This is a genomic window from Microcystis sp. LE19-10.1B (assembly GCF_027530565.1).
Taxonomy (GTDB): Bacteria; Cyanobacteriota; Cyanobacteriia; order Cyanobacteriales; family Microcystaceae; genus Microcystis; species Microcystis aeruginosa.
This window is the reverse complement of sequence record NZ_JAPZQM010000403.1, coordinates 1-16,301: the sequence shown is the minus strand read 5'-3', so window position 1 is coordinate 16,301 and position 16,301 is coordinate 1. Positions and strand designations below refer to the sequence as shown.

Below are 16,301 nucleotides of genomic sequence, written 5' to 3'. Positions count from 1 at the left end.
TTGAGAATGACCGGGGGAACTCTGAAATTTTCGGCTTAGTTGCCGGCAGCTTGCCGCCAACTCACTCCTCTAGATAAGTATTTTGACTCACGCCCCTTCCTCTTTTGAGACGTTGTGACACTTAGGGTGCGGAATGTGGGTTGTATTTAGGGTTTGCTGAAAAAGTCAATTTGCCGGTGAGGGCAGCAGGGTAGAGGAGGGAGAAAGTGCTTGGTTAAGTTAAAACTACTCCTCAGCAATTTCGACTTCTTTGGGAGCAATGGGTTCTTCGGCAGCAATTTCTACTTCAATAGCCTTTTTCAGGTTAAGTTTTAGAACTTGAGAAATTGGCAAACCTTCCACCTCATTGATGAGATATTCTTGAGTTTCTGTTTCACGACGTTTGAGATAGACCGTTTTAAGCAGTGCCTCAATGCCATAACCCGTAACAATGTCACCAATAATGGTAGAGATGCCTAAGACCCCAAGTCCACCAATTAGTCCCAGCGGACCGCCTAACCCAAAAAGTGCGTAAATCATCGGATAGGCAGTACCACCGGATGCGGCAACAGCAATAATGAAAATAATGCCTGGGAGTCCCAGAGAAGCAAGTTTTTGAACAACTTCATCCAGAGAAATTCCCCAGGAGACAAGTTTTTTGTTGATTTCTGTGGGATTAATTCCGAGAAAATCATTGGGAATGGCCGTTTCAGTAGTTTCCGTCATTGATGAGACTCCTAAAATCACTAAGTTGGATTGGTTGGTCGGGATTTCATTCATATAAAATCCATGGTAAGGCAAAAGAATACAAATCGGCTGTCTAGCAATCAGATGCCTTGCAGCATTTTACATTAGTCTTACCGTTCACACAACTTGTAGAAAATCGTCAGTTCTTAGATTAAATCCTGTTTAAAAGATACAGGAGATTGGGGAGAAACAATTGATAACTGTGTTTTTCAAGTTGAATTGGGAGTTAACCATAGTCTTAAAAACGGGTTTGGTATCAAATCTCAAGGCAAACTTTTAACTCTTCGGCTAAAATCTGGACATGGGGTTCTACCATAATCGAGACATGATTTCCTAGGACGAAATGAATCTCAACTGGCTCTGTAGAAAATTCACTCCAGCCTAAAGAGGAATCCTCGCAATCTCCAGCTATTAAATCTTTATTTGGATCATCAGCTAATTCCTCACTGGCCCGTATAATCGTAATTTTACCAGGATAAATCTGTTTAGGGAGATAATCAATCAGACATAAACAGCTAGTTTTATAGGCTTGGACAATTTTTTCAAGCTGCCTAGTTTCCGCATTGGGAGGAAGCATATTAGCCAGTTTAAAAAAGTTTAAGGCGTATTTTAATTGTTCCTCCACTGTTAAGAGTTGAAGAGTTTCATAGGAAATATCGATGGTTTTATCTAAATAAACTTCGATACCTTTGCTGACTTCAGCTAACCATCGCGCATGATCCCAATCAATATAATCTAGCAAAATTTGCTTATCTTTATAAGTTGGTGCTGAAGAATCAATGATTGCTAGTAATGCCACTTGTTCACCCTGATTAACCAACTGTTGAGCCATTTCAAAAGCCACATTACCACCGTAGGAATGTCCTCCCAAAAAGTAGGGTCCTTGGGGTTGTAAATCCTGCATGGCTTTAAGATAAATACTGGCTATATCCTCAATACGAGTGATTTCTCCAAACTGTTGATAGAGATCATTTTCAAAACTGTAGAAAGGTTGATCTTTTCCTAAACAACGTCCTAAATGGTAAAAATAAAATGGTCGTCCCCCGGCGCCTGGAACACAGAAGAAAGGAGGCTTTGAACCCTGGGGTTGAATGGGAACCAAACAAGACTGGTTAGAGGAATCTGCATCGGTTTCGATAATGGTCGCTAACTGTTCAATAGTTGGGTTTTGAAATATTGTAGTTACGGCAATTTCTTTGCCTAACTGTTCTTTAATTTGGGTGATTAAATAAGGAGCTAAAAGGGAATGACCACCGAGGTCAAAAAAGTTATCATGCACGCTAATTTTGTCAATCTTTAGCACTTTTGACCAGATTTGCACGAGGTTTAATTCTAACTGATTACGCGCTTCAATAAATCTGTCTGAATCACTGGTATTACTAGGAGCTTTTAACGCACGACGATCAATTTTTCCGTTAGCTGTTAAAGGGAAAAACTCCAGCAGCACAAAAGCACCAGGAACCATATAACCGGGCAATTTATGGCTAAGAAATTGACGCAAATCGCCACTTGTTAGCTTTACTCCTAGCTTAGGTACAATATAGGCAACTAACTGTTTTTCCCCGGGATTGTCTTCACGAACAATCACACAGGAAGACTGTACCGCCTGATTTTGACTAAGTACAGCCTCAATTTCTCCCAATTCAATACGGAAGCCGCGAATTTTTACTTGATTGTCAATCCGTCCTACATATTCAATATTACCATCGGGTAAATAACGGGCCAAGTCTCCCGTTTTATATAATTTTGACGGCTCATTGCCCCCCTTATTAAGGGGGGTTGGGGGGATCACTTCATCCTTCTCAAAAGGATTAGGAATAAATTTTTCTTGGGTTAATTCGGGACGGTTAAGATAACCTTTGGCTAATCCTGCACCAGCAATATGTAATTCTCCTACTACACCAATCGGGACAGGTTGGAGATTTTTATCCAGCAAATAGATTTGGGTATTGGCAATCGCTTTACCAATGGGAATAGTTGTGGCTGTAGAAGCTATGTTTTCCACTAAATACCAGGAAGAAAACGTTGTATTTTCCGTTGGCCCATAGACATGAAGCAACCGTTGTGGCGCACCTTTTTCTAGTACCTCTTGTACCCATTTTGGTTCAACTGCTTCACCCCCAAATAGTAAGCAGCGTAAGTTACTAAAAGCTTGGGGAACTAAATTGGCTAACTGATTAAAAAGTGCTGTGGTTAAAAATAAGACACTAATCCGATTTTCCTTTAAGCTTAGTGCCAATTCTTGGGGTGAGAGCAAAACTGATTTAGCGATAATAATAATCTTAGCACCGTTAAGTAAAGCCCCCCAAATTTCAAAAGTAGCGGCATCAAAAGCAATATTAGACGCTTGAACAACGCGGTCATCAGGAGTAAACTGGATGTAATTAGTATTTAATACCAGTCGATTAACTGCTTGATGAGTGACGATAACACCCTTGGGTATTCCTGTAGAACCAGAAGTATAAATGACGTAGGCTAAATTATCCGCAGAAACCGCGCTGTTAAGATTCTGCTGACTTGCCTGATTAATTTGTTGCCAATCTTTGTCTAAACAGACAACAATAGCCTGATGATTTGGCAAGAAATTCTGTAAAGATTCGCAGGTTAACAGTATTTTAACCTGGGTATCTTGGAGCATAAAGCTAATGCGTTCTTGGGGATAATCTGGGTCAATAGGAACATAAGCTCCACCGACTTTAAGAATAGCCAATAATCCCACAATCATGTCTAAGGAACGCTCTAGACAAATCCCCACTAATTCCTCTGGTTTTACTCCTAATTTTCGCAGATAATGGGCTAATTGATTAGCACGACAATTTAATTCATTGTAGGTTAATTGTTGCTCTGAACATACCACTGCTACCGCGTCGGGTGTGCGTTTTACCTGTTCTTCAAATAATTGATGAATACATTGATCAGAGGGATAATCTGTGTGAGTTTCGTTCCACAATGATAACAATTGATAACGTTCTTCATCACTTAACATCGATAACTCAAAAATTCCCATATTGGGATTAGCTGCAATCGCAGTTAAGAGATTCTGAAAATGTTGCCCCATTTGGTTAATAGTGGGGGCAGCAAACAAATCCGTACTATAACACCAAACCGCTTCTAAACGATCAGAAACTTCCCAAAAATTTACCTCTAAATCAAATCGGGCTTTAAGCTCAACAGATAAAGGCAAACTCTCCATCTTTAAGCCAGATAAACTGGCCTCAGATTGGGGAGTATTTTGCAGAGAAAACATCACCTGTATCAAAGGATTATGACTTAAATTTCGGTTTAATTGTAATTTTTCTACTAACATTTCAAAAGGCAAATCTTGATGGGCATAAGCTGATAAAGTTGTTTGCTTTACTCGTTCTAATAACTCCAGAAAACTCGGATTTCCCGACATATCACCCCTTAAAGCCAAAGTATTCGCAAAAAAGCCCATTAATTTCTCAATTGCCGAACTATTACGATTAGCTATCGGAGAACCTACCAAAACATCTGATTGACCACTATAACGAGAAATTAGGACAAAAAAAGCCGCCAGTAAAGTCATAAATAGTGTTGCTCCTGACTCCTGACTTAACCGTTTGAGGCGTTGCGTTAAGTCTTGATTCAGGCGAAAAACCTGCCCATCACCCCGGAAACTAGGAATTGGAGGACGGGGATAATCCGTCGGCAATTCTAAAATAGTAGGTGCATCTTGTAACTGTTTTTGCCAGTAATTAAGTTGACGCTCCAAAACTTCACCAGTGAGCCATTGACGTTGCCATACAGCAAAATCGGCGTATTGAATCGATAATTCAGGGAGAGGGGAAGGCAACCCCCGGACAAAGGCCGCATAAAGTTGAGATAATTCATCAAAGAAGATGCTCAAAGACCAACCATCGTAAATAATATGGTGCATCTTCAACAGCAATACATACTCTTGGGAACTGAGTTTAAGTAACTTAAATTGGACTAATGATTCCTTGGCTAGATTAAAGGGTTTTAAGGAGAGAGCAATCGCTATTTCTTGCAGATGTTCTGTTTGTTCATTCTTTGATAAACCTTGTAAATCTTCCAGGGGTAAACTTACGGGGGAAGGGGGAGCAATGCGCTGAATTGGTTGCCCTTCTACCATGGGAAAAGTGGTTCTTAAAATTTCGTGACGGCGAATCAGTTCACTGAGACTTTGTTCTAAAGCTAATAGATTGAGGTTTCCTTCTAACCGCAAAGCGTCCAACAGATTATAGGAATGACTATCGGGGGAAAGTTGGTGTAAAAACCAGAGTCGTTGTTGAGCAAAAGAGAGGGGTAAATCCTGATCCCGTGACACGGGAATAATCTCTAAATCAACAGTATTAGTTGGGATTTTTGCCGCTCTTAAAAAGTCCAAAATTTCAGTTTTTTTGGCGGCGATTTCTTCTTTAATTTCTGGGGTCATAACCCCTTTGGGAGCCTGAAAACGAAGTTTTTCGCCTTCCAGCCATAGTTTAATGTCTAAACCCTTCAAATACGCTAAAAAATCTCCTACTTTCACTTACCAATTGCCTCCAAAGTTGTTGTTAAATTAGCTCTAAATCACGAAGTTTGCCCTGAGGATGTAAAAGTACATCAGATTGCCATTGACTAGGATCAATATTTGTCCTTTGCCGTTTTAACTGTCTTGCTAAACTATTGATATCAGCTAAAACTTTAACTGTTTTTATAATTCACCATCCTCATAATCTTCTAAGGTTTCAGTCATAGCTGTTTCTCCCGGTGCAACGGTAAGAACTTCAATAATTTGGGCTAAATTAGCGATAGTTGGGTATTCCAGCAGATTTTGTAAAGACAATTCCACCGAGAAAAGATCGCGGGAACGGGAAATAACCTGAGTTGCTAACAAAGAATGTCCTCCCAATTCAAAGAAATTATCCTTAATTCCAATACGTTCGACTCCCAAAACTTCACTCCAAATTTGAGACATTTGAGTTTCAATCGGGGTACGAGGTGCGAGAAATCCCGTAGCTAAATTGCGTGTAGCTGTATCGGGTGTAGGCAAAGCCAGCCGATCTACTTTACCATTAGGAGTCAAAGGTAGGGTATTAAGCAAAACAAAAGCCTGGGGAACCATATAACTAGGTAGCTTTTGTTGGACAAATTCCCGCACCTGTGGTATCAGCTTCTGGACTAATTTACCATATAGAGGATTATTCGTATAATCAGTCCAGGATTTGGGAATAATCGTCTCATCATCCCAAAAATTGGGGTATGGTTGTTCATCAACTTTACTTATTATCGGTTCTAAGATGGCATTCTGGCGACAGAAAACCACATCGAAAGAACCATCTTGACTACCTTCCCACCAACTGAGATGAACAGTGTAATCTAACTGTTCTCCCAGTTGCCACATTTGCTCAGGATTAATCCCTATTCCGGTATTTTTTGCTAACAATTGCCGCAATTCTCCCACCGTTGTTACCCCAGGAGGATTTTCTAAACAGTCTAAAATTTGTAGTGCCTTTTGTACTCGTTGATTGGGTACATCCCTGATGCCTAAATATTCTGGTTGTTCCAGTTTCAATTTATCTTGCAGTTGCCCTAAAGAAAACCGATCCCGCTGCCAATTTAGCCAAGGAATTGTCGTTTTTTGCCCATTAGTATCCAGATGTAAAGTAACATCATAGCGGAATTGAGTTAACTCATTGTCCGCCTGACCCCGTTTCGGTGCAATCTCTACCCAAGAAATTCGCGGAAAACGTTGTTTAAGCGCGATAAAGAACTGAGGTGCAATTAACAATTCTTCTTCGGTAGCTACACTTTGATTCACCTGTTTTTGCCATTGTTCAAGGGTTTTATTAGCTTCGGCACGAGCTAACTGTACCGCGGCATGGTAAGGCTCTAGTAAGGACAAACTACGGATATCACCTAGGAAAATCTTACCCTGATCCGCAATCGTCTTGACTGCTCCTGCGATAACTTGTAATAGATAATCCACACTAGGGAAATACTGAACAACAGAGTTAATTACTACTCGATCGAAAGTAGCTTGGGGAATGCCGGTAAAATCATCTGCTGTTCGGTGTAATAATCTTACTTTGCCCTCTAAACCCTCAATTGTGCCACATAAATGTTCTAGGTTATTAATAGTAGCAGCGGAATAATCGGCTCCCCAATATTCCTGACAATGTTTCGCCACACGGAATAGCAATAATCCACTTCCGCAACCAATTTCTAACACTCGTTGTGGTGGTTGATTTCCTAAAATTCGGCTCACTGTCTGATCAACCCATTCCTGCATTTCTGCTGCGGGAATAGCTTGTCGCGTATAACTACTATTCCAACCACTAATATTAAAAGTGGGGTCCTCGGTTTGAGGTTGGGGTTTACTGTAGGATTCTTCGTAAATCTTTTGCCAATCACTAACATATTCACTCTGCCATTGAGCAAGCTGTTCGGGCAATACTTGACCCTTGAGAGCCGGAACTAAGTAGGCTACCAAATTAGTATTAAGCTGGTCTTGATCATGATCACTTGCCTGATCAGCGCGAGCCATCACAACCGCTTCTTGTACTAGGGGATGTTGGCTCAAAACTGCTTCAATTTCCCCTAATTCAAGGCGGAAACCCCTTACTTTAACCTGATTGTCAATTCGTCCCAGATATTCAATTTTTCCATCAGGTAAATAACGAGCTAAATCTCCCGTTTTGTATAATTTTGACGGCCGCTCTCCCCCCTTATCAAGGGGGGTTAGGGGGGGATCAAGGGAGACAAACGGGTTAGAGATAAATTTCTCTGCTGTCAATTCTAGGCGATTCAAATAACCTCTGGCTACTCCTGCTCCTCCGATGTGTAATTCCCCGGGTACACCGATAGGAACCGGTTGTAAATGCGAGTCTAAAATATAAACCTGCACATGAGGAATTGGCCGACCAATAGTTATTTTTTCATCAACCGGCGTACATTTAGCTACCGTTGCACAAACACTTCCTTCGGTGGGTCCATAACCATTAAAGAAATTTCGTCCCTGTGACCATTTTTTCACCAATTCAGGAGAACAAGCTTCCCCGGCGACAATAATAGTTTGCAGAGAGGAAAGATTTTCCCACGGTAGTACCGCTAAAGCTGATGGCGGTAGAGTAATATGAGTAATCTTATTCTCCCGTAATTGCTTGATTAAAGGTAAACCGGGCATTAAATTTTCTTTACTTGCCAAATAAAGTCTCGCTCCCGCTCCCAAAGCCATTAAAACTTCTGAAATACAGGCATCAAAACTAAAAGAAGCAAATTGAAGCACTCGACTCTGAGAAGACACAGCAAAAGTCTGAATTTGCGCCAGAGCAAGGTTAGACAACCCTTGATGTTCAACCATCACCCCTTTAGGTTTACCCGTAGAACCAGAAGTATAAATCACATTAGCCAAATTAGAAGCTGTTACCTTCCCCGTCAAATTATCCCGGTTCATTGGTTTAATTTCTTGCCAAATTTCAGCTAAAAATACAGTTTTGCCTCGATGATTTGGGAGTTTATCAATCAGTGAACTTTGGGTTAGTAATAAGGGGACTTGACTATCCTCTAACATAAATTGTAGGCGTTCTTGAGGATATTCTGGGTCAAGGGGGAGATAGGCAGCACCGGCTTTAAGGATGCCTATTAATGCCACAATCATGTCTAAAGAGCGCTCTACACATAAACCGACTATTACCTCGGTTTCTAAGCCTAAAGAGCGTAAATAGTGAGCTAGTTGATTGGCCTGACTATTTAATTCTGCATAGGTCAACTGTTGATTTTCAAAGACTACTGCTACTGCATCAGGGGTACGCGCTGCTTGTTCCTCAATTAATTGATGAATACACTTGTTATAGGAGTAATCAGCTTTTGTCTCATTCCAACCCTCTAATAGTTGATACTCTTCCTCTGGGTTTAATAAGGGTAGTGAAGCTAATGATTGACGGGGATTTTCTACAATTGCCGCTAACAAAGTCTTAAAATGAGTCATCATACGGACAATGGTTTCAGCATCAAATAAATCCCTGTTATAAGAGCAAAAACCGCCCAATCCTTCGGCTGCATCCCAGAGGTAAAGTTCTAGGTCAACCCTAACTGAATCAAGTCCTGATGGTATCTCCTCAATGTTTACTCCGGGTAAATCCCAGGGAGAACTAGGAGCATTCTGAAGGGCAAAAACTATCTGTGTTAAAGGATTACGATCTAAATGACGCTCAATTTGTAATTTTTCGACTAACATCTCGAAGGGTAAATCTTGATGGTCGTAAGCGTCTTGAGTAGTTTGTCTGACCTGCGCGAGAAAATCCTCAAAGGTCGGGTCTTGAGATAAATCAAATCTTAACACTAAACTATTGACAAAAAAGCCAATTAACCCTTCAATTTCGGTGCGATTACGGTTAGCAATTGGTGAACCAATTACCACATCTGTTTGTTGACTATAACGAGATAGTAACACAGCAAAACCCGCTAGTAATGTCATAAAGAGAGTGCTACCGGACTCTTGACTGAGTTTTTTCAGTTGTTGCGTTAGTTGACTATCTAGTTGCAGTCGCTCCGTCCCTCCGCGAAAACTTTGGATTGCTGGCCGGGGACGGTCTGTGGGAAGTTGGTGTAGTAGGGGAACCCCGGTTAATTGTTGCTTCCAGTAGCTTAATTGACGGTCTAATACTTCATTAGTTAACCATTGACGCTGCCACAGGGCAAAGTCAGCATACTGTATCGATAAAGTAGGTAAATCTGCTTTTGTCCCGGTGCAGAAACTTCGATAATAGACCGATAATTCATCGATTAAAACACCTATTGACCAACCATCAGCCGCAATATGATGAATAGCTAATAATAGTACATATTCCTCTGTCTTGACTTGCAATAAGTTGACTCGTAATACTGAACCTGATTCGAGATCAAAAGGTTCGGATGCTGCTGCTAATAACAGGTTTTTTACCTGTTGCTCAGAATGACTGAGGTTTTGCAGATTGACAACTGGTAAGGTGAAGGTTACATTAGGATCGATCGCTTGTATTGGTTTGTTATCTTTGAGTTTAAATTGAGTCCGTAGGGGTTCATGGCGTTGAATAATTGCCTGGAAAGCTTTTTCTAAGGCTTTAACATTGAGATTTCCGCGCAAACGCATCGTTAAATCAATAGTATAAGCCCCACTTTCCCCTTCTAATTGATTCACAAACCAGAGACGTTCCTGGGCCCAGGATAGGGGAATATCATCCTCTCGATTAACGGGTACAATTGATGGTAGCTTTAACCCTAAACCTGTTTGCAGTTCTTTTAAAATTACCGCACTTAACTGAGCAATGGTTGGAGATTCAAACAGATAACGCAAGGGTAAAACAATCTCAAAGGTTTCCTGTAATCGAGAAATAACTTGAGTTGCCAACAGAGAATGTCCACCTAATTCAAAGAAATTATCCTCAATACTGACTCGTTTTAATTTCAGTACCTCACCCCAAATCTGCGCCATTTTTTCTTCAATGGGATTACGGGAGGCTATATATTCACCTTGGCGCTGTAAATCGGGAACAGGTAAAGCACGTCGGTCGATTTTGCCATTGGGAGTTAAGGGGAAAGTATCAAGAAGGACAAACGCAGTTGGAACCATATAATCAGGTAATTTTGCTCGCAAAAATTGCCGTATTTCGTTAATTGTCAGGTTGATTTCGGGTTGCGGTACAACGTAAGCAACTAAGCGTTTATCCCCTAGATTATCTTCACGAACAATCACACAAGACGACAGTACCGCCTCATTTTGGTTGAGTAACGATTCAATTTCTCCTAATTCAATACGGAAGCCGCGAAGTTTTACTTGATTGTCAATGCGTCCTAAATATTCGATTTTACCATCGGGTAAATAACGGGCTAAGTCTCCCGTTTTATATAATTTTGACGGCTCATTGCCCCCCTTATTAAGGGGGGTTGGGGGGATCACTTCATCCTTCTCAAAAGGATTAGGAATAAATTTTTCTTGGGTTAATTCGGGACGATTGAGATAACCCCGCGCTAATCCCATACCACCAATATGTAATTCTCCCGGAACACCAATCGGGACAGGTTGTAAATGGGAGTCTAAGATATAAATTTGGGTGTTAGCAATGGGGCGACCAATAGTTACTTTCAGGGTTTCATCTGTCCATTTTTCTACCGTGGCACAAACGCTGGTTTCTGTCGGTCCATAAGCATTAAAGAAATTTCTACCCGTAGCCCATTGTTTGATCAATTCTTCTGAACAAGCTTCTCCTGCCACAATAATTGTTTGTAACTCTGGGATTTCTTCTAGGGGCAAAGCCGCTAAGGCTGAGGGTGGTAAAGTAACATGAGTAATACCATAATCTTTTAATCGCCCCATTAATGGCAACCCAGGCATTAAAGCGTCTTTGGTGTCTAAATAAAGGGTTGCACCTGCTCCTATTGCCATGATAATTTCCCAAATGGAAGCATCAAAATTGAGGGAAGCAAACTGGAGAAGGCGAGAGTTTGACTGTAAGTTAAAGGTTTTAATTTGCGCTTGAGCTAGGTTAAATAGTCCCCGATGTTCCACCATTACCCCTTTAGGTTTTCCGGTAGAACCAGAGGTATAAATGAGATTAGCTAAATTATTGGCTGTTACTACTCCTGTGAGATTATCTTGGCTGTTTTGGTTAATTTCTTCTGTGAATCTGTCTAACAAGATTAGCGGCGCTTGATGTTCGGGTAGTTTATCGATTAATCCCTCTTGAGTTAGCAATAATGACAGTTGAGCATCAGCGATGGCAAATTGTAGCCGTTCACTGGGATAATCTGGGTCGAGAGGTAGATATGCACCACCCGCTTTTAATATCCCCAATAATCCCACAATCATGTCTAAGGAACGTTCTAGACAAATCCCCACTAATTCATCTGGTTTTACTCCTAATTTCCGCAAATAATGGGCTAGTTGATTAGCACGACAATTTAACTCATTGTAGGTTAATTGTTGCTGGGAACAGACCACCGCTACCGCGTCGGGTGTGCGTTTTACCTGTTCCTCAAATAACTGATGAATACACTTATACTCAGGATAGTCAACTTGAGTATTGTTCCACTCAATTAATAACTGATTAGTCTCGCTTTCTGTCAGTAAGGGTAATTGGGAAATCCGCGCTTGAGGATTGGCCGCAATTCCCCCTAATAAGTTGAGAAAATGCCCTGATAATCGCTCAATAGTGCTACTCTCAAACAAATCAGTATTATATTCCCAGACACCTTTTAAGCCATCATCGGTGTTAACCATAGCTAAGGTTAAATCAAACTTAGCTGTGGTATTTTCTGGAGGCAAATCTGTCACCGTTAATCCCGTCATTGCAATCTCAGACTTAGGTGTATTTTGCAGGACAAAAGCGACTTGAAATAGGGGAGTATGGCTCAAATCCCGTTCCGGTTGCAACGCTTCGACTAACATTTCAAAGGGTAAGTCTTGATGCGCGTAAGCATCCATTGTCACTTCCCGAACACGGGTTAATAACTGACTAAAACTCGGATTATCTGATAAATCCGTCCGCATCACTAAAGTATTAACAAAGAAGCCGATTAAACCCTCAATTTCACCGCGATTACGGTTAGCGATGGGAGTTCCTACTAAAATATCACTTGACCCTGTATAACGATACAGTAAAGCATCAAAAGCAGCCAACAGCGTCATAAATAATGTCACCCCTTGTTGGCGACTCAATTCAGTCAAAGCTTGGCTAAGTTTGGGGGAAAGGGAAAATTCTTGCTGAGTACCGACAAAGCTTTGCACCGCAGGTCGAGGGTGGTCTGTGGGAAGAGATAATAATGGGGGTGCAGCTGTTAGTTGATTTTGCCAGTAATTTAATTGACTTTGTAGGACATCCCCTTGTAACCATTGTTTTTGCCAGAGTGCAAAATCTGCATACTGAATCGGTAAGGGAGCTAAATTTGCGGGATGATTTTGAGTGTAAGCATTATATAAGCTGGTCAGTTCGTGAATAAATACTTCGATTGACCAACCATCACTAATAATGTGGTGCATACACACTAATAAGAGATGTTCCGTCTCCGATAGCACCACTAAAGTGATTCTGATTAAAGATTCTTTGGCTAAATCAAAGGTTTGAGTGGCTTGTTTTTGCTTTAATTGCTCTGTTTTTTCTTCTTGTTCATGGATGGGTAAATCTTGTAAATCAACGACCGATATTGTCTCCCTTGTTGTTTGAATAATCTGAGTCGGTTGTCCATCAATCGTGACAAAATTAGTCCGTAATACTTCATGGCGATTACAGATTTCTCGTAAACTTTGTTCTAAGGCCTTTTGATTGAGGTTGCCTCGGAAATACAACACCATCGGTATATTGTATAAAGCGCTATTTGGTTGCAATTGATCTAAAAACCATAAACGCTGTTGAGCAAAAGATAGAGGTAGTTCTGTATCCTTAGTTCTCGGTAAAATCGGGGGTACTGTTAGCGTGAGATTTTGCTGCTGTAATTGTCCAATAAGATGCGCTAATTCGGCTACCGTAGCTGCACCAAATAAACTCCGCAAAGGTAGTTCTATTTTAAATAAACTCCGAATCCGAGAAACTAATTGAGTTGCGAGGAGAGAATGGCCGCCAATTTCAAAGAAATTATCATAAATTCCCACTTGCTCTATTTTGAGTATTTCTGTCCAAATTTGCACCAACATCTCTTCAATTCCATTGCGTGGTGCTACATATTGATCCCGGCGATTCCCTATTTTATCTGGTGCGGGTAAAGCGCGACGATCTACCTTACGATTAGTAGTAAGGGGTAAAGATTCCAGAAAAACAAAAGCTTGAGGAACCATATACAGAGGCAATTTACTGGACAGAAACTGACGCAGTTCACTAATCATCGGTATCCGTTCATAATGAGCTACTATGTAGGCGACTAAATATTTATCCCCCGGAGTATCTTCCCGAATAATCACACAAGATGTTTGTACATCAATATTTTGGTTAAGTACCGCTTCAATTTCTCCTAACTCAATACGGAATCCGCGAATTTTAACCTGATTGTCAATCCGGCCAAAACATTCAATATTACCATCGGGTAAATAACGCGCTAAATCTCCCGTTTTATACAAACGATTGAACGGTGAATGAGCAAAGGGATTGTCAATAAATTTTTCAGCAGTTAATTCGGGACGATTCAGATAACCCCGCGCTAAACGAACACCGCATAAATGCAATTCTCCCTTAACTCCAATGGGTACAGGTTGCAGATTTTGATCCAAGATATATGCTTTGGTATTAGCAATGGGACGACCAATCAGCACTGAATTGATTTTTTCTGACTGATAATCTAGCAAATCATGAACTATGGCGGTTACAGACGCTTCTGTGGGGCCATATACATTAATACATTGAACCCGTTTTCCGACCATTTGTCGCCAAATATTGACGGTTTCTGGTAACACTGCATCCCCTCCCACGGCGACGACCCGCAGACTGGATGGTACAGTAGCTAATGATTGGGAAACGGCGAGCGCCCATTCATGCCAATAGGCGGGGGTAATATTTAAAACGGTGAGGCTTTCTTGTTCGATAAAATCGGCGAAATCAGTCAAAGTTGGGAACATTTGCCCTGGTCTTAAGACCACTGTGCCACCTTTTAACCAAGTGGGAAAAATTTCTTCGGCAGCGACATCAAAGCCAAAGGAAGCAAACTGTAAAACGCGATCAGATTCTGTTAAACCGAATACTTCACTAATGCCCCAACTATGATTAACTAAGGCCGCGTGAGTTAACATCACTCCTTTAGGTTTACCGGTTGAACCAGATGTATATAATAGGCATAGTAAATTTTCTGGGGCTACTTCACTGAGGGAATTTTCTGGACTTTGAACCGTCAAAATCTCGGCTAATTTATCTAAGACAATTACCCCCACATCTTCTGCTGGTAAAGAATCGAGTAAACTTTCTTGAGTTAGCAGTAGAGAAATTTGGGCATCTTCTGCCATATAAGTCAACCGTTGCTGGGGATAATCTGGATCTAAAGGTATATAGGCTCCTCCAGCTTTGAGAACTGCTAATAATCCGACAATAACTAACAGCGACCGCTCTAGATAAATACCAACTAAAACTTCTGAATTTACCCCCAAAGATTGTAAATAATGGGCTAATTGATTCGCCTGAATATTTAATTGTTGATAGGTTAATTCTTGACCTTCAAAGACCACTGCTACTGCAGCCGGGGTTCGTGCTGCTTGTTCTTCAAATAAATGATGAACGCACTGATGGAAAGGATATGCTTTTTCGGTAGCATTCCAGTCTTTTAATAATTCTTTTGCCTCTACTTCGGTTAATAATGGTAGTTGGAAAATTGGCTGCTGCGGGTTAACAACCAATGCTTCTAGTAGGGTGATGAAATTTCCTGTTAATCGCTCAATGGTGCTGCGATCAAATAAATCGGTATTATATTCCCATACCCCTTTTAATTCTGCACCGGTATTCTCCATCGCCAGGGTTAGATCAAATTTGGCGGTGTCATTTTCTGTGGTGAGGGGAGTGGCGGTTAATCCTGTTAGTTCTAAGGGAGACGGGGGACTATTTTGCAGCAGAAAATCCACTTGAAATAAAGGCGCGTGACTTAAATCTCGTTCAGGTTGTAGGACTTCTACTAACATTTCAAAGGGCAAATCCTGATGAGCATAGGCATCCATTGCCATCTCCCGTACTCGACCCAATAACTGATTAAAATTGGGCTTACCTGACAAGTCAATTCGCAAGACCAAAGTATTGACAAAAAAGCCGATTAAACCTTCAATTTCACTGCGATTACGGTTAGCAATGGGAGTACCAATTAAGATGTCTTCCTGTTCTGTATAACGGTAAAGTAAGACAGCATAAGCGGTTAACAGGGTCATAAATAAGGTGACACCCTGTTCCTGGGTTAATTGGGTCAGTTTTTCGGTTAATTCCCAAGAAAGGCTAAAGGGTAAATGTCCCCCAGCAAAACTTTGTTGATTGGGTCGAGGTCTATCTGTTGGTAAAGATAGGAGGGCCGGTGCGCCGGCTAACTGTTTTTGCCAGTAGTCTAGTTGCTGTTGCAATACCTCTCCCTGCAGCCATTGTCTTTGCCAAAGGGTAAAATCTCCATACTGGATAGATAGGGGATTTAGGGGCGAAGATAAACCCTGAATATAGGCATTATAGAGGGCGGTTAGTTCCTGAAGAAATACCCCCATTGACCAGCCATCACTGACAATGTGGTGCATACAGACTAATAAGAGATGTTCCGTTTCAGATAACACCACTAAAGTGATTCTGATTAAGGGTTCACCGGCTAAGTCAAAGGGTTGAATCGCTTGATTTTGTGCTAACTCTTGGGAGGCAATTGCTTGTTCACTACCAGATAAATGCTGTAAATCAACAACCGTAACTGTCCAGTTTCGTGCTTGTATAACTTGGGTAGGGATACCATCAACGGTAATAAAGTTGGTGCGTAAAGCTTCGTGGCGATCGCAAATTTCTTCTAAACTCTGGATTAAGATTTCTGAGTTCAGGTTTCCCTCTAAACGCAAGGCTAGGGGGATATTATAAAAAGAACTATTCGACTCAAATTCAGCCAAAAACCAGAGACGAGTCTGAGCAAAAGATAGGGGT

3 protein-coding genes are annotated in these 16,301 nt (G+C 41.1%); all 3 read right to left on the bottom strand.

Features of this window, described 5'->3' with window-relative positions; translation table 11 throughout:
- Positions 1–225: 225 nt before the first annotated feature.
- On the bottom strand, positions 226–705 hold the full coding sequence (locus tag O9332_RS14625; protein ID WP_043999063.1) for a hypothetical protein: 480 nt from the start codon (positions 703–705) through the stop codon (positions 226–228).
- A gap of 277 nt (positions 706–982) precedes the next feature.
- Positions 983–5,239: a non-ribosomal peptide synthetase gene (locus tag O9332_RS14620; protein WP_288026160.1), complete on the bottom strand. Its 4,257-nt coding sequence runs from the start codon at positions 5,237–5,239 to the stop codon at positions 983–985.
- A 165-nt stretch (positions 5,240–5,404) separates the two neighbouring features.
- Positions 5,405–16,301 (bottom strand): non-ribosomal peptide synthetase (locus O9332_RS14615; protein ID WP_288026158.1); only part of this gene is annotated, 10,897 nt, incomplete at its 5' end.